General features: G+C 37.6%; 21 protein-coding genes. 8 read left to right on the forward strand and 13 right to left on the reverse strand.

The features are described from left to right. Window positions 1-3: 3 nt before the first annotated feature. The gene (locus tag DHD80_RS07755; RefSeq protein ID WP_251740591.1) at window positions 4-1,197 is read right to left on the reverse strand and encodes a pyridoxal phosphate-dependent aminotransferase; all 1,194 of its coding nucleotides are present in this window, start codon (window positions 1,195-1,197) and stop codon (window positions 4-6) included. A 129-nt stretch (window positions 1,198-1,326) separates the two neighbouring features. Beyond that, window positions 1,327-1,716, reverse strand: coding sequence for a DUF1573 domain-containing protein (locus DHD80_RS07760; protein ID WP_251740592.1), 390 nt, complete (start codon window positions 1,714-1,716; stop codon window positions 1,327-1,329). Window positions 1,717-1,850: 134 nt separating this feature from the next. Here DHD80_RS07760 and DHD80_RS07765 point away from each other — a divergent pair, with 134 nt between their 5' ends. Then, the gene (locus DHD80_RS07765; RefSeq protein WP_251740593.1) at window positions 1,851-4,481 is read left to right on the forward strand and encodes a valine--tRNA ligase; all 2,631 of its coding nucleotides are present in this window, start codon (window positions 1,851-1,853) and stop codon (window positions 4,479-4,481) included. Window positions 4,482-4,498: 17 nt separating this feature from the next. Here DHD80_RS07765 and DHD80_RS07770 read toward each other — a convergent pair whose 3' ends face one another. The 6 genes from DHD80_RS07770 to rsfS all read right to left on the reverse strand — a co-directional run bounded on the left by DHD80_RS07770 (window position 4,499) and on the right by rsfS (window position 9,387). Next, on the reverse strand, window positions 4,499-4,774 hold the full coding sequence (locus DHD80_RS07770) for an acyl-CoA-binding protein (protein WP_251740594.1): 276 nt from the start codon (window positions 4,772-4,774) through the stop codon (window positions 4,499-4,501). A 1-nt stretch (window position 4,775) separates the two neighbouring features. Continuing rightward, on the reverse strand, window positions 4,776-5,435 hold the full coding sequence (locus tag DHD80_RS07775) for a phosphatidylserine decarboxylase family protein (protein ID WP_251740595.1): 660 nt from the start codon (window positions 5,433-5,435) through the stop codon (window positions 4,776-4,778). Beyond that, window positions 5,425-6,228, reverse strand: coding sequence for a phosphatidate cytidylyltransferase (locus tag DHD80_RS07780; RefSeq protein ID WP_251740596.1), 804 nt, complete (start codon window positions 6,226-6,228; stop codon window positions 5,425-5,427). Before DHD80_RS07780 ends, DHD80_RS07775 begins: the two co-directional genes overlap by 11 nt. 3 nt (window positions 6,229-6,231) lie before the next feature. Continuing rightward, complete coding sequence (locus DHD80_RS07785) at window positions 6,232-6,843, reverse strand: LUD domain-containing protein (RefSeq protein ID WP_251740597.1); 612 nt, start codon at window positions 6,841-6,843, stop codon at window positions 6,232-6,234. Window positions 6,844-6,938: 95 nt separating this feature from the next. Next, on the reverse strand, window positions 6,939-8,993 hold the full coding sequence (gene ftsH / locus DHD80_RS07790) for an ATP-dependent zinc metalloprotease FtsH (protein ID WP_251740598.1): 2,055 nt from the start codon (window positions 8,991-8,993) through the stop codon (window positions 6,939-6,941). A gap of 22 nt (window positions 8,994-9,015) precedes the next feature. Further along, a complete protein-coding gene (gene rsfS, locus DHD80_RS07795) occupies window positions 9,016-9,387 on the reverse strand; it encodes a ribosome silencing factor (RefSeq protein WP_251740599.1) in 372 nt (123 codons plus the stop codon). 93 nt (window positions 9,388-9,480) lie between these two features. Here rsfS and DHD80_RS07800 point away from each other — a divergent pair, with 93 nt between their 5' ends. Next, on the forward strand, window positions 9,481-10,212 hold the full coding sequence (locus DHD80_RS07800) for a biotin--[acetyl-CoA-carboxylase] ligase (protein WP_251740600.1): 732 nt from the start codon (window positions 9,481-9,483) through the stop codon (window positions 10,210-10,212). Window positions 10,213-10,242: 30 nt separating this feature from the next. Here DHD80_RS07800 and DHD80_RS07805 read toward each other — a convergent pair whose 3' ends face one another. Beyond that, entirely contained in the window at window positions 10,243-10,635 is a 393-nt protein-coding gene (locus DHD80_RS07805) for an SRPBCC family protein (protein WP_251740601.1), read from the reverse strand. After that, window positions 10,632-11,279 (reverse strand): orotate phosphoribosyltransferase, encoded by a 648-nt coding sequence (pyrE, locus tag DHD80_RS07810; RefSeq protein ID WP_251740602.1) that lies wholly within the window; start codon window positions 11,277-11,279, stop codon window positions 10,632-10,634. Before pyrE ends, DHD80_RS07805 begins: the two co-directional genes overlap by 4 nt. An 8-nt stretch (window positions 11,280-11,287) precedes the next feature. Here pyrE and DHD80_RS07815 point away from each other — a divergent pair, with 8 nt between their 5' ends. Then, window positions 11,288-11,911 carry an NUDIX domain-containing protein gene (locus tag DHD80_RS07815; protein WP_251740603.1) on the forward strand — a complete coding sequence of 208 codons (624 nt, stop codon included), beginning with the start codon at window positions 11,288-11,290 and terminating at the stop codon, window positions 11,909-11,911. Here the strand turns inward: DHD80_RS07815 and DHD80_RS07820 are convergent. After that, entirely contained in the window at window positions 11,879-13,630 is a 1,752-nt protein-coding gene (locus DHD80_RS07820; protein WP_251740604.1) for a M14 family metallopeptidase, read from the reverse strand. The two genes, DHD80_RS07815 and DHD80_RS07820, sit on opposite strands and share 33 nt — an antisense overlap. A 165-nt stretch (window positions 13,631-13,795) precedes the next feature. Here DHD80_RS07820 and DHD80_RS07825 point away from each other — a divergent pair, with 165 nt between their 5' ends. Together DHD80_RS07825 and DHD80_RS07830 are read left to right on the forward strand one after the other, a co-directional pair. Then, window positions 13,796-15,088, forward strand: a complete 1,293-nt coding sequence (locus DHD80_RS07825; protein WP_251740605.1) for a sorbosone dehydrogenase family protein — start codon at window positions 13,796-13,798, stop codon at window positions 15,086-15,088. Window positions 15,089-15,095: 7 nt separating this feature from the next. Then, window positions 15,096-17,381: a TonB-dependent receptor gene (locus DHD80_RS07830; protein ID WP_251740606.1), complete on the forward strand. Its 2,286-nt coding sequence runs from the start codon at window positions 15,096-15,098 to the stop codon at window positions 17,379-17,381. A 94-nt stretch (window positions 17,382-17,475) separates the two neighbouring features. Here DHD80_RS07830 and coaD read toward each other — a convergent pair whose 3' ends face one another. Together coaD and DHD80_RS07840 are read right to left on the reverse strand one after the other, a co-directional pair. Next, complete coding sequence (gene coaD / locus DHD80_RS07835; RefSeq protein ID WP_251740607.1) at window positions 17,476-17,931, reverse strand: pantetheine-phosphate adenylyltransferase; 456 nt, start codon at window positions 17,929-17,931, stop codon at window positions 17,476-17,478. A 2-nt stretch (window positions 17,932-17,933) separates the two neighbouring features. Beyond that, complete coding sequence (locus tag DHD80_RS07840; protein ID WP_251740608.1) at window positions 17,934-18,917, reverse strand: D-alanine--D-alanine ligase; 984 nt, start codon at window positions 18,915-18,917, stop codon at window positions 17,934-17,936. Window positions 18,918-19,018: 101 nt separating this feature from the next. Between DHD80_RS07840 and DHD80_RS07845 the strand changes: the two genes are divergently transcribed. The 3 genes from DHD80_RS07845 to yaaA all read left to right on the forward strand — a co-directional run bounded on the left by DHD80_RS07845 (window position 19,019) and on the right by yaaA (window position 21,538). After that, window positions 19,019-19,636, forward strand: a complete 618-nt coding sequence (locus DHD80_RS07845) for a PASTA domain-containing protein (RefSeq protein ID WP_251740609.1) — start codon at window positions 19,019-19,021, stop codon at window positions 19,634-19,636. Beyond that, window positions 19,608-20,684 carry an RluA family pseudouridine synthase gene (locus DHD80_RS07850; RefSeq protein WP_251740610.1) on the forward strand — a complete coding sequence of 359 codons (1,077 nt, stop codon included), beginning with the start codon at window positions 19,608-19,610 and terminating at the stop codon, window positions 20,682-20,684. Before DHD80_RS07845 ends, DHD80_RS07850 begins: the two co-directional genes overlap by 29 nt. Before the next feature lie 92 nt (window positions 20,685-20,776). Next, window positions 20,777-21,538, forward strand: coding sequence for a peroxide stress protein YaaA (gene yaaA / locus DHD80_RS07855; RefSeq protein ID WP_251740611.1), 762 nt, complete (start codon window positions 20,777-20,779; stop codon window positions 21,536-21,538). The last annotated feature ends 25 nt before the right edge of the window (window positions 21,539-21,563 follow it).

A 21,563-nucleotide genomic window follows, 5' to 3' on the forward strand; every position in this document is an offset into this window, starting at 1 on the left:
TAACTATTTTTTCAGATATGATTTTAAAGCTTTTTCCAGGATGATAATTGCCCTTTCTAAGTCCTCTTTCTTCAGAACATAGGCGATGCGAATTTGATTTTTTCCCGTATTAGGAGTAGAATAAAATCCGGCAGCAGGTGCGACCATAATCGTTTCTCCCTCGTCTTCAAAATCTTCCAGTAACCATCTTGCGAAATCATCGGCATCTTCAATGGGTAATTCAGCAATGCAATAAAAAGCACCTTTAGGTTTCCCTACTTTTACACCATCAATTTTTTCAAGGCCTTCAACCAGAATATTTCTTCGTGCCACATATTCTTCAATCACTTCCTCAAAATAACTATCTGGAGTATCCAGGGCCGCTTCCGCCGCAATCTGTGCGAATGTTGGTGGGCTAAGTCTCGCCTGGGCAAATTTCATCGCCGTAGCAATAACTTCTTGATTCTTTGATACCAAACAGCCAATTCGAGCGCCGCACATGCTATATCGCTTAGAAACCGAATCTACCATAATCGCATTTTGCGAAAGTTCCGGTAAACTCATGATGGAAAAGTGTTTTTGTCCATCATAGGCGAATTCGCGATAGACTTCATCAGAAATAATAAACAGGTCATGTTTAATGGCTAAAGCCGCCAATTGTTTAATTTCTTCTTCGGTATATAAATAACCGGTTGGATTACCGGGATTACAAATTAATATCGCTTTGGTTTTTTCTGAAATCAGTTTTTCAAAATCTGAGATTGGAGGGAGGGCAAAGCTATTCTCAATTGTAGATTCAATAGGTCTAATTTTAACTCCTGAAGCGGTTGCAAATCCATTATAATTCGCATAAAAAGGTTCCGGAATGATCACTTCGTCCCCAGGATCTGTAATACTCCCCATGGCAAATAAAAGTGCTTCACTCCCTCCGGTACTTATAATGATGTCATTTTTGCTAACCGGAATAGCTGTTTTTTGATAGTATGCAGCTAACTTCTCTCTATAACTCTCGAAACCTGCGGAATGGCTATAAGAAAGAACTTCTATATCCTGGTTTTTTACCGCATCCAGGGCTACCTGGGGAGTTTTAATATCGGGCTGACCAATATTTAACTGATATATTTTTTTTCCATTTTTTATCGCAGCTTCTGCAAATGGAACTAATTTTCTTATTGGAGATTCTGGCATTTCCTGCCCTTTCAAAGAAATCTTTGGCATTACAATATTTTTAGATTTGCAAAATTGCAAAAATTAGTCAGGATTCAATAACTCTTGAGGCTTTATATTCTGGAACAAATAAAAAAAGCTCCCTAAAAGGAAGCTTTTTGAAATTTATTTTGTCAGGAATTAACTCCCGGATTCTCTATCGATTACCGTTCCTTTAATTTTTAAAGCTTTAACGGGTTCCGAAGAATTTGAATAAACAGTTACCGTTTTTCTAATTGGGCCTACTCTGTTCGTATCATACTTAACTTCAATTTTACCGGTTTCCCCTGGTAAAATAGGTTCTTCAGGTTTTGTAGGCACCGTGCAACCACAGCTGGATTTCACGTCTTCGATGATTAAAGGTGCGTCTCCAACATTTTTTACCTCGAAAACACGCAATCCATCACTGCCTTTTTTAATATCCCCATAATCGATGGTTTCAGATTTGAACTCCATTTTGGCTGTTTTTTGAGCCTGAACAGAAGCCAATCCTACTATCAGGAAAATGCTTATAGCTACTACTTTTTTCATAATTTATTAATTTAGATCGGAAGATTAAAGATAGGCCTATTTTAAGGAAACCTCAAATTTTAATTAATTGCTCACCTTTTTTTATCCTCCGGTAATAATTACTTTTGCCATTATTTCAAAAATCAGACCAAGAAATGGCAATTGCTTCACAATATAATGCAGAATCGGTAGAGGATAAGTGGTATGAATACTGGATGGAAAATAATTTTTTTCATTCTGAAGTAGATGCAAGGGAGCCTTATACTATTGTAATTCCGCCACCGAATGTGACCGGGGTATTGCATATGGGGCACATGCTCAATAATACGATTCAGGATGTACTCATTAGAAGGGCCAGATTAAAAGGTTTGAATGCTTGCTGGGTTCCGGGAACCGATCATGCTTCTATCGCGACGGAAGCGAAAGTTGTGGCCAAACTTAAAGAGGAAGGCATTAATAAAAATGATCTTTCCAGGGAAGAATTTTTAGAACATGCCTGGGATTGGACCCATAAACACGGTGGCATAATTTTACAGCAACTAAAAAAATTAGGAGCTTCCTGTGATTGGGAAAGAACAAAATTTACCATGGACGAAAATATGTCCCAATCGGTAATCAAAGTTTTTATTGATCTTTTTGATAAGGGTTTGATTTATCGCGGTTATCGTATGGTAAACTGGGATCCGCAGGCGAAAACCACCCTTTCCGATGAAGAAGTGAATTATGAAGAAAGACAGGGGAAACTCTATTTTTTAAAGTATAAAGTTGAAGGGACTAATGATCACCTAACTATAGCCACCACCAGGCCGGAGACAATCTTTGGGGATAGTGCAATTTGTATCAACCCAAATGATAAGCGATTCAGGCATTTAAAAGGAAAAAAAGCTATTGTTCCCATTTGTAATCGAAGCATTCCTATCATCGAAGACGAATATGTAGATGTGGAATTTGGTACCGGTTGTTTAAAAGTTACCCCGGCGCACGATGAAAATGATAAAGTTCTTGGAGATAAACACAACCTTGAAGTTATTGATATCTTTCATGATGATGCTACACTAAATGCATTTGGTTTGCATTATGAAGGAAAGGATCGATTTAAAGCCCGGGCTGAAATTGTTGAAGAATTAGAACTTTCCGGTGCGCTTGCAAAAAGTGAAGACTATATAAATAAAGTGGGAACCAGCGAAAGAACCGGTGCGGTTATCGAACCCAGGTTAAGCGACCAGTGGTTTTTAAAGATGAAAGAAATGGCCAAACCTGCCATAGATGCTGTGGTGGGCGATGATATCAATTTGGTTCCCGATAAGTTTTTAAGCACGTATCGCCATTGGATGGATAATGTTCGAGACTGGAATATTTCACGGCAACTGTGGTGGGGACAGCAAATCCCGGCCTATTACTATGGACCCGGAAAAAATGATTTTGTTGTAGCTGAAACTCTAGCACAGGCTGTTGAAAAGGCTAAAATCGCTTCAGGAAATGAAAATTTAGTAGCTGATCAGCTTACTCAGGATAAAGATGCTTTAGATACCTGGTTTTCTTCCTGGTTATGGCCTATTAGTGTTTTTAATGGAATCCTTGAACCTGAGAATAAAGAGATCCAGTATTATTATCCTACCAATGATCTTGTGACTGCACCTGAAATTTTATTTTTCTGGGTGGCAAGAATGATCATGGCCGGTTATGAATATCGTGGTGAAAGACCCTTTAAGAATGTATATTTAACGGGGATTGTTCGTGATAAGCAAAGAAGAAAAATGTCCAAATCCCTGGGTAATTCACCAGATCCGCTGGGATTGATAAAAAAATATGGAGCTGATGGCGTTCGGGTAGGGATGTTGTTGAGTTCACCCGCAGGGAACGATCTTATGTTCGATGAAGACCTGTGCAAGCAGGGGAGTGGTTTCGCCAATAAAATTTGGAATGCCTTTCGACTTATAAAAGGCTGGGAAATTTCTTCTGAAATTGAACAACCGAAAACTTCAAAAATTGCTGTGGAATGGTATAATGCCAAATTTCAGCAGACTTTAAAAGAACTGGAAGATCATTATTCAAAATATAGAATGAGCGATGCGCTTATGTCTACCTATAAATTGATTTGGGATGATTACTGCAGTTGGTTTTTGGAAATGATAAAACCGGAATATGAAAAACCCATTGATCAAAAAACCTATGGTGAGGGAATTAAGATATTGGAGAACAATCTAAAAATTCTTCATCCGTTTATGCCTTTTATTTCTGAAGAGATCTGGCAGGAGATAACTTTAAGAACCCCGGAAGAAGCTTTGATCATTTCTAAATGGCCGGAAGAAACAAATTTTGATGCAAGCCTAATTTCAGATTTTAATATTGCTTCTGAAGTGATTGTAGGGATTAGAAAGATTAGAAAAGAAAAGAATATTTCTTTCAAAAACACTATTGATCTTTTGGTGCTTCAGAATGAGAAAAATTCCAGGAAATATGATGGCGTGATTTCAAAAATGGGAAATATCGAGACTTTCAATTATACCGAAAATAATGTGGAAGGTGCGTTATCTTTTAGAGTGCGTTCTAATGAATATTTTATCCCTATTGCCGGAGCGATCGATGTAGATTCTGAAAAGGCTAAACTTCAGGAGGAGCTAAGTTATACGGAAGGATTTTTAAAATCTGTAGACAAGAAACTTTCCAATGAGCGTTTTGTAAATAATGCCCCGGAAAAAGTTGTAGCGATGGAGAAGGCTAAAAAGGCCGATGCAGAGGCAAAAATTGAAACATTAAGGGCGAGTATAAAGAATTTGGGATAATAGGAAAGTAGACAGGCTTAATTAGAAACTTCTCCTATATGTTCTTCAACAAGTTCAATATACATCTTTTCAGCTTCAGCTTTTGACAATTCTTTTACCTGGAACAAGGCGTTCATTTTAAAAGCACTGCGAATATCCCCATTATTAGATGGAGGGATATAGAATCCATTCTGTTCTGTAGCCCGCTTGTATAACGCGTAGAAATGCAGCATTACATCTGGTGGGAATTGCCGGTCTGTATTACTTGCCATTTCATAGGCTTTCAAAAACCGGGCTTTATTTTCTTGTTCCATGTTATTCGGTTTTCACATCAGCGATCACGCTCATGCCACCTTTAACCTTTTCGTTTAAATCTACTCGAATTTTTGTGCCTAAAGGAACAAAAACATCTACTCGACTACCAAATTTAATGAATCCGCTGTCACTTCCCTGAACAACTTCAGTACCGGTTTCAGCATAATTCACGATCCTCTTTGCCAGTGCCCCGGCAATTTGCCTATATAAAATTTCACCAATCCTTGGGTTCTTAACTACAACCGTAGTGCGTTCATTCTCTTCACTGGATTTTGGATGCCACGCTACCAAAAATTTTCCCGGATGATATTTACTAAAAGTAACTTTTCCCCCCACAGGATGCCTAGTTACGTGAACATTTATGGGGGACATAAAAATGGAGATCTGTATTCTTTTATCCTTAAAATATTCCTTTTCATAAACCTCTTCGATCACTACCACTTTCCCATCTACCGGAGAAACAATATGCTCATCATTGTGATCTGTTACTCTCTGTGGATTCCTGAAAAATTGAACAATTAGCAAGAAAAACAGGACAGTGGCTACCAAAATGGCAAATTTTATCCAGTAGGTTTCTATTAAACTGTAGGAAATGATATTTATTGCGATAAGTATGATCGCAGTAAGGGTCATTATTTTAAAACCTTCTTTATGAAACATAATTTAATAAATATAGATAAGCATACACGAATGGACTTGCAAAGATAATACTATCCAGACGATCAAACAATCCTCCATGCCCGGGCATAAGTTTCCCGCTGTCTTTTACACCGGCCTGCCTTTTAAATTTTGACTGAATCAGATCTCCTAAAGTGCCGAATATGCTTATGATTACACCCATTCCCAGCCAAACTCCAGGATAAAGGAATTTAGTATAATAATAAATTAAATAACTCATGATACAGGTAAAAACCAGTCCGCCCAAAAAGCCTTCAATAGTTTTATTCGGACTAATTTTTTCATATAACTTCGTTTTTCCGAAGTTTTTCCCAACCAGATAAGCGAAGGTATCATTGGTCCAGATTAAAAAAAATATGCCTATTACAAGATTAGGTTTAAAAGTCCCCTGTATAGTTGGGATAAGGGTTAAGAATATTGTTGATGAAATAAGATAAAAGATAATGATGATATACTTTTTCTTTTCAAAAACAGGAATTTTTTTAATAATCAGAAGATCTTTTACCAGAAAAAGGTTTACAAAAATAGTGATGAGTAAAAGCAACATCGTTGCATTTTGATTGAATTTTAGAAAACTAAAAAGGTAAAATAGCAAGGCTTGTACAAGGTACAGGGCATAACTCTTTAAATGTAAAAGCTTCTGCATTTCCACAAGGCAAACCAGGCTTAGCAGGTAAAAAAGCAGAATAAAGATGAGCTCTGAAGAAAGGATGGAAGCGACCAGTATGGCCGTATATAACAGCCCGGACACAGTACGGATTACGGTTTCCTTCATAAATTACAGATCTTCCAGAAGTAACAAATATAGGTTTTTTGTACTACTTCCATAAGTCATAAAATCGCCCTCTTTCTGAGTTTCGAAGTTTTTAATCGTAGTGATATTGGAAGGTATTTGCTGTTTGTTTTTGTATTTAATTCCCCTTAAGCCTTCTCCAATGGTATCGATAAGTTGGCTTGTAGAAGAAAGTACTATAAAATTAGCAGGAAGATCATGAAGTTTTCTTTCTTTAATCTGGTTTGAAGATATTAAAATTGAACCATCATTGGCAACCAGATATTCGCAGGTAGACAGATAAAATTCTGCTTTCGCCGAATTATTGAACTCTAAATTAAAACTATTGAATTTACTCTTTAGATTGTCATCAAAACAACAGCATTCCGTTTCGTACCAATCATTCTCCATTAGAATATTATCGAAGGCTTCCTGGATCTCCTCTTCATTTACACAATAAAGAAATTTCCCCCCGTTATTTTTAAAATTTAACATAAACCGTTCATCGGTAGGTAATTTTACCTCCGGCATATATTTTCCTCTCTGAGTTGGATCCTGATTTTCCTGTTCAGTTTCAGATTTGGAATTCGGATTAAGGAATCTTTTAAATAGATTCATAGGTTTACTGTATTTTCTTACACAGATTTCCCCAAAGTTAAAAAATCTCCAACTAACCTAATGATAATTGAAGATTTTTTAATGGTAGTTCTAAATTACTTGTTAACTGAACCGTTTTCGGCTATTTCTTCGTGATCGCTTTCGCCTTCAGAAACATTTATTGTTTCAGTAGGTTCTTTGCTTTTGGGAAGCTTGCTCTTATTCTTCGCCAGTTTTTCTTCAGCAACATCTTTATCAAAAGGACGTTTTCCGAAGATTTTTTCAAGATCATCTTTAAAAATCACCTCTTTGTCCAGAAGAATTTCTGCAAGTTGGGTAAGCTTATCTTTATTGTGCTCGAGTAACTCGATTGCACGCTTGTATTCCAATTCAATTAAATTGGAAATCTCTTTATCTATTAATTCTGAAGTTCGCTCGCTATAGGGCTTAGTGAAATTGTATTCACTTTGTCCAGATGAATCATAATACGTGAGATTACCCACCGCATCATTTAATCCATAAATCGTGACCATAGCTCGTGCCTGCTTGGTAACTTTTTCAAGATCACTTAAGGCTCCGGTTGAAATTTTATTAAAAATCACTTTTTCCGCAGCACGCCCACCAAGAGCAGCACACATTTCATCCAGCATTTGCTCCGGTCTTACAATCAATCTCTCCTCGGGAAGGTACCAGGCAGCTCCTAAAGATTGTCCTCGCGGAACAATGGTAACTTTTACTAACGGTGCAGCGTGTTCTAACATCCAACTTACCGTGGCATGACCGGCTTCGTGAAAAGCGATCGCTTTTTTCTCGTCTGGAGTAATGATCTTGTTCTTTTTCTCAAGACCACCAACAATTCTATCTACAGCATCCAGAAAGTCCTGTTTTCCAACAGCTTTATGGCCTTTTCGAGCAGCGATTAAAGCAGCTTCATTACAAACATTGGCAATATCGGCTCCCGAAAAGCCCGGGGTTTGTTTTGCTAAAAATTCCGTATCCAATTCATCAGCCACCCTTTTTAAAGGAGCCAGGTGAACTTCAAAAATTTCTTTCCTTTCATTAAGGTCTGGAAGATCAACATAGATCTGCCTGTCAAATCTACCCGCTCGCATTAAAGCTTTATCAAGTACATCTGCACGGTTGGTTGCGGCTATTACAATCACATTCGTATTGGTGCCAAAACCATCCATTTCAGTTAACAACTGGTTCAATGTGTTTTCACGCTCATCATTAGAGCCGGAGAAATTACTTTTTCCCCTCGCTCTTCCAATCGCATCGATCTCATCAATAAATATGATGGAAGGTGATTTTTCTTTTGCCTGTTTGAAAAGATCCCGAACTCTTGAGGCTCCAACCCCAACAAACATTTCAACAAAATCTGATCCTGAAAGCGAAAAGAAAGGCACCTTAGCTTCACCGGCAACAGCTTTTGCCAAAAGCGTTTTACCTGTACCGGGAGGTCCTACAAGAAGTGCTCCTTTTGGAATTTTTCCACCAAGCGCGGTATATTTTTCAGGAGTTTTAAGAAAATCTACAATTTCCTGTATTTCTTCTTTTGCCCCTTCTAATCCGGCGACATCTTTAAAGGAGGTTTTTACATCGGTTTTTTGATCAAATAATTTCGCCTTGGACTTGCCAATATTGAAAATTTGGCCCCCGGCGCCACCACCGGCACCAGAACTCATTTTTCGCATTATGAAAATCCAGACTCCAATGATCAGAATAAACGGTAAAAGAGACCAGAACAAATTTGAAAGTACATCACTTTCACTTTCGTAATTAACTTCGGTAGTTAAATTATACTCCGCTTTTATTTCCTGAATGTCATTTTCAAAATTTTGAAGGTCTCCAAACTGGAAAGTATAAGTAGGGGTTTCACCAGTGGGCAACAATTCAGTTTCTGTTTTGCCCTTATGGATTTCCTTTGCTTTGGCCTCATCAGTTAAATAAACTTTAGCCAGGTTTTTATTAATGATTTTTACCTCCTTAATATCACCGTTCTTTAGAAATTCTTTAAACTGGGCAGGATTTGTTTTGGCAGGTTCGGTAAAACCTCCCCCTCCAAGCCATTGAATGGCAATAAATATGAGGATGATCCCTGCGTAAATCCAGTAGGCACTAAATTTCGGCTTTTTTGGGTCTAATTTTTTTTTGGGTTTTTGATTCGCCATTCGTTTCTTTTCGATTTTTTATTTAGTAACTACTTTCTATAGAGGTAATTTTGGCGTCGCCCCATAGACTCTCAATATCGTAAAATTCTCTAATATGCTTTTGAAAGACATGAACAACAATATTCACGTAATCCATAAGCACCCATTCTGCATTTTCACTTCCTTCAATATGCCAGGGTTTGTCCTGTATATTTTTGCTTACTGTTTTTTGAATTGAATTTACTATGGCGTTCACCTGGGTGTTTGAAGTCCCGTTACAGATAATAAAATAGTCACAAACGGTATTTTCTATATCTCTAAGGTCCAGAATTTCAATATCATTTCCTTTTACTTCTTCAATTCCTTTTACTATATGTGAAATAAGTTGGTCGTTGCTTTTTTCCTTTTTCGCCATTAAATTTATTTATTTACGCAAATTTATCATTTTTTTGCTCTTTACTAGAGATTGTTCCACAAGTTTTAATTCCAAATCCACGTCCATCTCCATATGCGTATAATCAAAGTTAATGCCATCGACAGTACGAATTCCTTTGTAAGGAAGTTTTACGCGGGAAATCAAAATTTCCAGCCAGTTTGTGTCGTAGCAGAGGAGCAAACGAAAGGTCGCGGACAATTCCATTCTACTTGGGAATCGGAAAAAGGTAAGAACCTTACTTTTAGTATACTTTACCCTCTAAATCAACTTAAGATTTCACATTATTTTTTGCTAAGTTCAATAGTTTCAATCGCGGTTTTAAAAGCGCTTGAAGATTTGCAAATTCCTAACTTAAGCGTAAAATGGCCTAACGACATAATGTCAGCAAATTACAAAATTGGAGGGATTTTAATTGAAAATATTATTCAGGCTGATATTATTGCCGCCAGTGTCATTGGTATTGGTTTGAATGTGAACCAAACAGATTTTGAAAAATTACCCAATGCATCCTCATTACGCAATATGGTTTCGGCTGAATTTAATCTCGATCATGTTCTGGAAAAAATAATTTCTTCTATTTCAGAACTGCTTGAAAAAATAAAGGAGATAAATTCTGATGAAATTATCACTCAATATGAACGGCAAATGTTCCGAATAAATAAAGTTTCAGCATTCGAGCTCCAAAATGGGGTAAGGATTTCAGGAATGATCAAAGGGGTGAGCCCGGAAGGAAAATTAAAAGTAGAAACTGAAGGTGCAGAGGTTCTTTTATTCGATCTTAAAGAGATAAAGTTATTGTATTAAAAAAAAAGCTGAGAAATTTCGCCTATTCATTTATAATTTCGCAGCGTTTTCGCTTAGCGTATTGATAAATTTTTTCAATGGAGATTTAATCATCATACTCATCATGGCATTAAATTCTCCCTGAAAATCCATAAAAACCTCACTTTGCTCAGTTCCTTTTTCAGAAATATGGATATTTAAAGTAAACGGCAATTTTTCAGAAGTAGAACCCAAAACAACAAGTTCCGGTTCATTTGTTTCCTTGATCTGAAGGTGGATTTCGGGCATCCCTTTTAATTGAAAAAGAAATGTGTCGTCGCTAATAGGCTCAAATTTCTGAATACTTTCAGGCATTAATTGCTCATAATTTCTAACATCGGTTAAAAAAATGAACATTTCCTGTTGGTTCTTATTGGTCGTTACTTTTTCACTTTCTAATCTCATAAGGTCACTTTCCAGTTTGCGGGATCTTCCCTCCATTCTTTAAGAATAGAAGCTTGTTCTGCATTAATATATGTGGTTTTTTGGGCTGTTTCCAGCAAATTATCGTAGTCACTTAAGGTATACAAATCGATCCCGCCCTTCTTAAAATTAATTTCGGCAGTTTTGAAGCCATACGTAAAAATTGCAAACATCCCTTTTACATTTGCACCGGCTTCCTTTAAAGCTTTTACGGCACCTAACGAGCTTTTCCCCGTACTTATCAAATCTTCAATTACAACAACCGTTTGGCCTTCTTCCAAATTTCCTTCTATTTGATTTTTCCTCCCGTGACCTTTAGGTTCTGGTCTAACGTAAGCGAAGGGTAGGCTCAGGTATTCTGCAACCAGCATCCCAATCCCAATTGCGCCTGTTGCTACGGCAGCGATAACATCTGGTTTGCCAAATTTTCCTTCAATTTGCTTAGCAAAATGTTCACGTATGTAATTTCTTATTACCGGGTAAGAAAGAATTACACGATTATCGCAATAAATAGGCGAATGCCATCCGCTGGCCCACGTAAAGGGGTCTTGTGGTTCTAATTTTATTGCTTTAATTTGCAACAAAAGCTCAGCAGTCTTTTTTGCTGTTTCTTTATTCAAAATCATAGGTGCAAATGTATAAAGTTTTTGTGAATGATATTCCAATAATTCTTTCCTCAAGAAAAGAAATTGGAGCTAAATACAAGACCTTTCCTTTAAAAACAGTCCGGTTAAAAAAAATCATCAAGAAGATAAATAATGGAAAACTTGAGTTTGTACATTTATATCATGCTAAGGAAAGCGAAATTTTAGATGTTCTTTTCGAGAAAATAAAAGTGGTCACAGCTGCCGGCGGAATGGTGGTGAACCCCGAAAAGGAAATTCTTTTTATTTACAGGAATGGGCGATGGGATCTTCCTAAAGGCAAGACCGAAAACGGAGAGAGCATAAAGGATTCTGCAATACGTGAAGTGGAAGAGGAGACAGGAGTTCAAAATTTGGAAATCACGAGGTTTATCACTAGAACCTATCACATTTTTAAACGTAAACAAAAATTCAGGTTAAAGGAAACTTATTGGTATGAAATGACTACCGACTTTAACGGCCCTCTTAAGCCTGAAAAAAGCGAGGGGATTAAAAAAGCGAAATGGAAAAATTTCAAAAAATCACAAAAAGCTTTAAAAAAGTCGTACGCTAATATCACTATGTTATTCTCTGATGCCTATTTAGCGGGGGAGTCGGAAGATTGGGTAGCGTAAATGTGCTTTTTCATAATTATTGGAATGCTTATGTAGCCAGTCTAACTGAGCGTAGGCGTTAACATTAAATTCAGGATCTGTTCTTTTCTTTTCTTCGAATTCTTCTTTTAATCCAGGATCATTTTCAAGTAGATCTTTTGCTACGTCTTCAAAAACATAAGGTGAAAAGCCTTCTTTTTGCTGAAGAACGGTATCGAAGAAATTCCAGTTAAAAAAGGAATCTGTTGCCTGCGGTTCCAAGGTTTCGATTAAATATCTCGCCCCTTCCTGAAAGGTGGTAACGATAAAATCCCCTTTTCTTAAGTGTACACTTTCTACTGTTTTTGAAACTTTCGTATCGCTGTGGGGATAATGTCCTTCATATGCCTTTGGAGAAGTTTTATAATCTTCAATTTTATAAATTTCTACATTTAGGGTTGTATCCCTGGAAACCGCTTCCATTTTAATCCCATTCATTTTTAAACGATCCAAAACAGGCCACCATCCCTGCGGAATCACATACGCTCTTGGTATTTCGATTTGAACTGTTGTTTTATAATTATCGTAATAGTCTATTTCTTTTGAAAATGGTTTTTCACGATCGTATTTTAACCTTTCATCCCCAGAAATTTCGCTAGGGGTCATTTCACCCTCATATCCCAAAAATTGCCTTTTTGAGGGATTCTCTTGATCAGGTTCAAATTGAATTGGATAATTCCTATCGGTTAAATATTTTCTATTCGCCCTTGTTCTAAGATCTTTGATTACCGAAGTTTCAGCATCTGTGATATTTATCATGGAACGCATGAGTTCATAAGTTCCAGCAACCCTTTTGTCATAAGGTTTTAGCATATGGGTTTCCACCATAAGAGAGAGCGTATTCCAAAGTGTAGCATATCCCGTCGAGTATCTGGGCCAGTCCATAAATTGGGGAAAACCTTCTTCAGTCACCTGATTATGAACATTTACGTAGGGGGAGATATCCCAGTCCTTTGCTTTTAAAGAATCTTCCAGCGCGGGCATCATTTTTTTATTGATGTATTCGCCCAAACTTCCTCCCAATTTATTGTGTTGGGTGAAAAGGTGGGTTAAAGTGTATTGGTAATCTGCGCCATTACTCACATGATTGTCAATAAAAACATCTGGATTTACGGTATGAAAAATCTCGTAAAATGATTGTGCATTTTTGGTATCAGCCTTTATAAAATCCCGATTTAGGTCATAATTCCTGGCATTTCCCCGAAAACCGTATTCTTTAGGGCCATTTTGATTCGTTCTGGAAGTGGAATTGCGGTTTAGAGACCCGCCAATATTATAAATTGGGATAGTGGCAACAACCGTATTTTTTGGAACCTTTATAGAATCTCCGGCAAGATCCCGAAATAACATCATGGTGGCATCTATTCCATCGCTTTCACCCGGATGAATTCCATTATTGATTAAAAGGACGCTATAATCATTTGAAATCTCATCAAATTCAAAATTTTTATCAGGATTAAAAATTGCCAAATGCAAAGGCAGGCCGCTATCAGTTTTTCCGAATTCTTTTAAACTTACGCTTGGATAGGCCTCGGCCAGCTGTTTGTAAAAATCTATTACCTGATTATATGTTGCGGTTTCGGTTCCTTCAGACTTTTCAAAAACCGTTTCAAAATTATATTTCTTAACGAGCATATATTTCGAAAAATCACAACTACCTAAAGTGATTAATACTAAAACAAGAAATAATATTTTTTTCATAAAATTTTCTAAAAATATTGCCGTAAACTTAAGTAAAAAGAGAGAAAGATGCTAAAATCCTTCTATTTAATCTACAGCGGGCAAATGCTGTTAAAGTATACCTAATTGAAATCAAATCTTTTTTAAAGCATCAAATTCCGCCTATTTTTAAATCAAAAATAGAATATGAAAAAGATTACATGTTTTTTATTTAGCCTGGGAATGTTGGGAATGTCTCAAGTTTCAGAGGCTCAGGTGATTGAAGATTTAAGCAGAAAAACAAAACAGGAACTGGCAAAAGCAAAGCCTGATGTCGTAGAAACGTCAATAGGAAAATTAGAACTTCCCGCTCCATTTTCTTCGGAATCTGTAAACAACCCCAGTAAATTAGTGGAATGGCCTGAAGGAAAAAAACCACAGGCGCCGGCAGGCTTTAAAGTTGAAATTTTTGCTGATAGTTTACAGCATCCAAGAAGAACCTATATCGCTTCTAATAATGATATTTTCGTGGTGGAATCTAACGATAAAGAGAGCAGTGCAAATCAAATTACCTTACTTAGAGATACGAATAGTGATGGAAAACCAGAGGAAAAACATTTGTTTTTAAAAGACCTGAACCAGCCTTATGGTATGCTCATCCTTGACGGATATTTTTACGTGGCCAATGTGGATGCGCTCATGAGATATAAATATAAAGAAGGCGCAAATTTCATCGATTCTGAAGGTGAAAAAATACTTGACCTGCCAGCAGGAGGGTATAACCATCACTGGACCCGGAATTTAATTAGTAATAAAGACGGTTCAAAAATTTATATCACCGTGGGAAGTTCAAGTAATGTGGGCGAATATGGGATGGAGAAGGAAAAACGCCGTGCCAATATCATAGAAATCAATCCTGATGGTACTGGTGAGAGGATTTTCGCCTCCGGTTTAAGAAATCCCGTAGGTGTAGACTGGAACCCGATCACCGGGGAGTTGTGGACAGCAGTGAATGAACGCGATAAGATTGGCGATAATTTGGTGCCAGATTATATTACCAGCGTAAAAGACGGTGGCTGGTATGGCTGGCCGTATTCTTATTATGGTGCAATTAAAGATCCAAGATGGACCAACGATCCTCATGAGGAGAAGGTAGAAGCGGCGATCATTCCTGATGTTCCGGTGGGACCACATACAGCATCTTTAGGTTTGGCCTTTTATACTGGCGATACTTTTCCAGAGAAATATAAAAACGGAGCATTTGTGGGTCAACATGGATCGTGGAATCGTGCAACCTTAAGCGGATACAAGGTTTTATTTGTGCCGATGGATAAAGATGGAAACCCGGGGCAACCTGAAGATTTTCTTACCGGTTTCAATGCAGGCGAAAACTCAAATGAAGTCTATGGAAGACCTGTGGGAATTACCCAGATGGCTGACGGTTCGCTGCTGGTAAATGATGATGACGGGAACAAGATTTGGAGAATAAGTACAGAATAATTAGCGGTTGAAAAAAATATTAGTTCAGGTAATACTCATTTTATTTGTTGGAAATCTTCAGGCACAGCATATACGCGGAAAGGTTTTCAGTAAAATTGATGAAGCACCTATAGAAAATGTCCTTATTAAAATAAAGGATTCAAAGAATTTTACGCTTACAGATGAAAATGGGGAATTTCAATTATATGACATTGGATTCCCTGCGCTTTTGGAAATTTCAACTTTGGGCTATGTTTCTGTTGAAAAAAAGATTCAGTCAGAAATTCTGGATTTGCAAATTTTCATGCAGCCTGATTTCAATTCGCTTTCTGTCATTGAATTGAGAGGTTCCAATATCCCCGGAACGATTAAAAAGTCTTCTTATGCTGTAAGTTTGCTCACCCAGAACGATCTTCAGAAAAAAAGTCAGTTTGATTTTATGCAAAACTTAAACGAAGTTTCGGGGGTGTATGTGAACCGGGGTGCGTATAACACCAACAAGATCAATATTCGCGGAATTGGGGCCAGGGCACAATACAGCACTAATCGCATTAAGGCTTATTTAGACGGGATTCCCCTTACCACTGCTGAAGGCGAATTAACTTTAGATGATCTTGATCCTGAAAACCTGGAGAGGGTGGAGGTTTATAAAGGACCTGTTTCCAGCTCCTTTGGCGCCGGGCTGGGTGGAGCTATTAATATTTATACAAAAGATTTAGGGGAAGAAGGCGTTTCTACTGAACTTCGATCGAATTTTGGCAGTTTTAATACCTCTAAATTTGGGATTTCCGCGGCAGTCTCGAAACTTAATAAAGGATTAAGAATTAATTACAATCGGTTAAATTCTGACGGATTCAGAGCTAATGGTGCCTACGAAAGGAATTCAATTCTATTAAATGCCAGCCTTGCAAATCAAAACGAGAACAAATGGAATTTTCTTTTCAATTATATCGATTTAAAAGCTTTTATCCCCAGTTCGCTAAACGAACAGGATTTCAGGAATAATCCCGAAAAAGCTGCTTTTACCTGGAATGCTTCGGCGGGTTTTGAGTCTTATAAAAAAATTATCTCCGGAATTTCATACACGACCAATTTCTCTGAAAATTTTAAAAATCAGACCTCCGTTTTTCTGAATTATCGCGATGGTTACGAACCACGTCCTTTTGATATTCTGGACGATAAATCTTCAGGTTTGGGTGTAAGAACAAAATTCAATCTGGAAAAGCAATTTTTTGGACTTCCTTCTAAATTTAGTTTTGGTGCTGAAGGTGTTTTGGAAAACTATACGATTCAGAATTATGAGAACCTGTATGAAACTGTAGAAGAAAGGCGAAGTGTTGAAGGCCAATTGTTGAACGACCTGGATCAAACCAGAAACTACCTCAATATTTTTGGCGAGTTAAAAAGTGAATTGACGGAAAAGCTGATTTTGGATGCAGGAATTAATCTGAATGTAACTGCTTACAGCATAGATGACAGGTTTAATTCCTCGGAAAGCGACCAAAGCGGGGATTATACTTTTGAACCAATTATTTCGCCGCGCCTTGGACTTAATTATGAATTTTCTGAAGGAAAAAATTTGTATGCTTCTGCTAGTCATGGGTTTTCCACGCCAACTGTGGCAGAGACTTTAACTCCGGAAGGACTTATCAATACTAACCTTAAAACTGAAACAGGTTTTAATTACGAAGTAGGATTAAAGGCTGAGTGGCTGAATAATAAGCTTTATACGGAATTGAGTTTGTATTCTATTCAGATTAGGAATCTGTTAGTTGCGCGTAGAATAGGAGAGGACCAGTATATTGGGGTGAACGCAGGGAAATCCAACCATAATGGAATGGAATTAAATACAAAAGTTTATTCAAAATTGAAAGATGTGCTATTAACCTGGAGTTTAAATTCCAATTTTAGTTTTTACAAATTTGAGCGATTTGTAGACAATGGGGAAAATTACTCCGGGAACGAAATTCCTGGAGCCCCGGAATATACTATTTCTCCCGGTGTTACCTTAAACTGGAAAAATTTTCAGGGGAATTTAAATTATCAGGCGGTGGGAAGTCTGGCATTAGATGACTCCAATTCACTTTATACAGATGCCTATCAATTATTAGATCTAAAACTGAATTATTCCTGGCAGCTTTCTACTAATTTGGATTTGGACCTTAACTTCGGGATGGATAATATTCTGAATGAAAGTTATGCGGCAAGCGTGGTGACCAATGCGGTTGGATTTGGGGGGAGTGCCCCCCGGTATTATTATCCGGGGCTTCCCAGGAATTATTTCGGAGGAATTAATTTAAAATATCAGCTTTAGTCTAAATAATTCCCCGATGCCGGCAGGCTGGTACCCCTACGGCTTGCCGCGGGCCTGCCAGCCGCAGGCAGGGATAGTCGGTTTAAGAAATTTTTTATTTTTTGCGTACGGCTGGCGGAACCATAAAGGAATAATCCCCGTTATTGCGCATCACCTCTCTTACGATCGTGGAAGAAATATGCGATTTTCCTGAACCCGAGATTAAGAAAATTGTTTCAATTCCAGACATTTTAAAATTGGTTTGTCCAATTGCTTTTTCAAATTCCAGATCGTGAGCATTCCTTAAGCCTCTAAGAATAAATTTGGCATCTTGAGATTTACAAAAGTCAACCGTAAGGCCTTTGTAGGTCTTAACTTCTATTTTTTCTTCGTTTTTAAAGGTTTCTGACAAAAATTGCAGTCTCTTCTCAAGACTGAACATATATTTTTTATTACTGTTTGTCCCTATTGCCAGGATGATTTTATCGAAAAGGGGCAATCCTCTTTCAATAATATCTGTGTGGCCTAAGGTTATAGGATCAAAGGAACCGGGAAAAACAGCAATTCTCATGCTTAATATTTAAAGATTAAAGCAGCTTCAATAGCACTCCCAAATAATTCGGGCAGGGATATTCCGGCTTTTTCAGCCTGCTGAGGTAAAATACTGGCCTGGCTTAAACCAGGTGTGGTATTCATTTCTATAAAATGTGGTTCACCGTTCTGGAAAATAAATTCAGATCTGGTAAAACCTTTCATTTTCAATTTTCGATAGATCATTTTGGCAATTTCCTGCACTTTGTCCCTGTCTTCTTCTGAAATCCTTGCCGGAGTTATCTCCTGGGATTTCCCCAGATATTTTGCCTCGTAATCGAAAAATTCATTTTCTGAAACAATTTCGGTCACGGGCAGGGCCATGATTTCACCTTTATAAGTAATCACTCCAACGGAAACTTCAGTACCATCTAAAAAAGACTCGATAATTGCCTGATCATCTTCCGCAAAAGCAGTTTTCGCGGCAGCATACAACCCTGCTTCCTCTTTGACCTTGGTGATTCCAAAACTACTTCCGGCGCGATTTGCTTTTACAAAACAGGGCAAGCCTACTTTTTCAACGATTTTCGCGGTATCGATAGGATCATTTGCATCCAGGAAGTAATTTCTCGCAGTTTTTACACCAAAAGGTTTCAAAACACTTATAAGGTCCCGTTTATTAAAAGTTAAGGCCGCCTGATAATAACCACAGGTTGTTTGCGGGATATTAAGCAATTCCAGATAGGCTTGTAATAAACCATTTTCACCCGGAGTACCATGTATCGTATTAAAAACACAATCAAACTGGATGATTTCGTCGTTAATAGCAACGGTAAAGTCACTTTTATTAATAGGATAAGGGGTGTCATCTGCGGCTACCACAAACCATTCGCTTTGTAAAATATGAACACGGTATGGTTCATATATTTCAGGATCCAAATTGTGGTAAACGACGTTACCACTATTTATAGAGATGCGGTATTCACTAGAATATCCGCCCATGGCAATGGCAATTTTTTTCTTCATTTTCAATAAATCCGCTTAAAGATCGTTAAACAAAAATATCATTAAAAAGGTCTAACACCAAAACCAAAGGGTTTTATATCTTTGTTCATTATCTTAAGACTATGGGATTATTCCGATTCATTTTTAGCAAAACTTTTTTAATCCAGGTAGTTTTGGCTATTGTGGTGCTTTTTATATTGGCATTTTTGGCTATGCAATGGCTTGATTTTACTACAAATCAAGACCAAAGAATTGAGGTGCCAGATTTGGCAAAAATGAACCTTGATGACGTAGAAGGGAGATTGGATGAGTTGGAATTAAGATATGAAATCCTGGATTCGGCTAATTTTAATCCAGATTTTCCGAGATATTCTGTCATAGAACAGGTCCCGGCACCTGGAAAATTTGTAAAAGAAGAACGTAAAATTTATCTCACCTTAAATCCTTCGGGATATCGAAAAGTGGAAATTCCCAATAATTTAATCAGAAAAACCCGCCGACAGGTTGAACCAACTTTAAGATCTTTAGGTTTTGAAATTGGCAACATCACCTATAAGCCAGATATCGCTGAAGATGCCGTACTGGAACTTCGCCATAAAGGTGCTGAAGTAAAAGCCGGGGATGAATTAATGAAAACTTCAAAAATCGACCTGATTCTAGGGGATGGGAGCGGAAGGTACCGCATCCAGGAAGAAGATACCCTAAATATTGATGAAACTACTGCCACAGATGAATTCTGAAAATACAGAAGCTGAAGATCATGAAGATCAGGATGATGATTCCGGGCTTTATGAACACCACAAATTTGTAGCAGATAGCGGTCAAAAACCATTGCGGGTAGATAAATTCCTCATGAATTTTATCGAAAATGCTACCCGGAACAAAATTCAGAAATCTGCCAAAAGCGGAAATATTTATGTGAATAATGAAGTGGTTAAGCAGAACCACAAGGTGAAAGCGGGGGATGTGGTACAGGTGATGTTTGAACATCCACCTTACGAAAATCTGCTAGTTGCTGAAGATATTCCCCTGGATATTGTTTATGAGGATGATACTTTATTAATAATTAATAAACCAGCCGGACTGGTAGTGCACCCGGGACACGGGAACTATAGCGGTACTTTAATAAATGGCCTTATTCATCATTTTGATAATTTACCTGTTAATAGCAGCGAAAGGCCGGGGCTGGTGCATCGTATCGATAAAGATACCAGCGGATTGCTGGTCATTGCCAAGACAGATCATGCCATGGCCCATCTTTCTAAACAGTTTTTCGATAAGACCAGCGAAAGGGAATATGTTGCTATCGTTTGGGGAAATATTGAGGGAGAAGAAGGAACTATAGAAGGCAATATTGGAAGAAATCCGCGGAATAGGCTTCAGAATATCGTTTACGTTGGTGACGACGCAGATAATGGAAAACCTGCAGTTACCCATTGGAAATTAATTGAGCGTTTAGGCTATGTGAGCCTGGTTTCCTGTAAACTTGAAACCGGCAGGACCCATCAAATTAGGGTTCATATGAAATATATTGGGCATACCCTTTTTAATGATGAACGCTATGGAGGTGATAAAGCCCTAAAAGGCACAACCTTTACCAAATATAAACAGTTTGTAGATAATTGTTTTAAAATCTTGCCCCGGCAGGCGCTGCACGCCAAAACGCTGGGTTTTAAGCATCCAAAAACCGGAGAATGGATGAGGTTTGATACCGAATTGCCCGAGGATATGGCAAACTGTATTGAAAAATGGAGGGCTTATGCCAGGAATCAGCTGGAAGATTTGTAGATAAATCCCATCTATTATTTCATAAATAACAAATTTTCGCATGTTCTATATTTTTGGACTGAAGTCTTATCTTTGGCAAAAATAGTTTACGCATGAAGATTGTTGTTTCCCCGGCAAAAACCCTTGATTACGAATCTAAACTTCCAACTTCCAGAGGAACTCAGCCAAATTTTCTTGATACTACCATAAAAATTAATCGGAAGCTTTCCAGACAATCTAAAAAAAAGCTTTCTGGTTTAATGAGCATTAGCGATAAGCTGGCAGATTTAAATTATAACCGATACCAGGAATTTCAGGAAGGGCATGATAAAAAGAATTCCCGCCCGGCGATGTATGCGTTTGCGGGAGATGTGTATACCGGGTTGGATGCATACAGCCTTCCAACAGGGAAATTAGATCAAATTCAAAATAGCTTAAGGATCTTATCCGGAATGTACGGTATTCTTAAACCTCTTGACCTTATCCAGCCTTATCGTTTGGAAATGGGAACCGATATAGGAATTGATAGAAAAAAGAATTTATACGAGGTATGGCAAAAGAAAATAACCACTTTCTTGAATAATGAACTCGAAGAAAACGAACTTTTCTTAAACCTGGCCAGCAATGAATATTTCAAAGCTGTAGATGCTAATAAATTGAAAGTTCCGGTAATTTCCCCTGTTTTCAAGGACTTTAAGAATGGTGAACTCAAGATTATCAGCTTTTTTGCAAAAAAGGCCAGGGGTTCTATGGTTCGATATATTCTGGATAAGAATTGTGAAAACCTGGACGATGTTTTGGGATATGATTATGAACAGTATCGTTATAGCGAAAAACATACAGAAAAAGAAGGTGAACCGGTTTTTATAAGATAAATTCCTATTTTTACAATTGAATAGT

Source organism: Gramella sp. AN32 (assembly GCF_023718305.1).
GTDB classification, from domain to species: domain Bacteria; phylum Bacteroidota; class Bacteroidia; order Flavobacteriales; family Flavobacteriaceae; genus Christiangramia; species Christiangramia antarctica.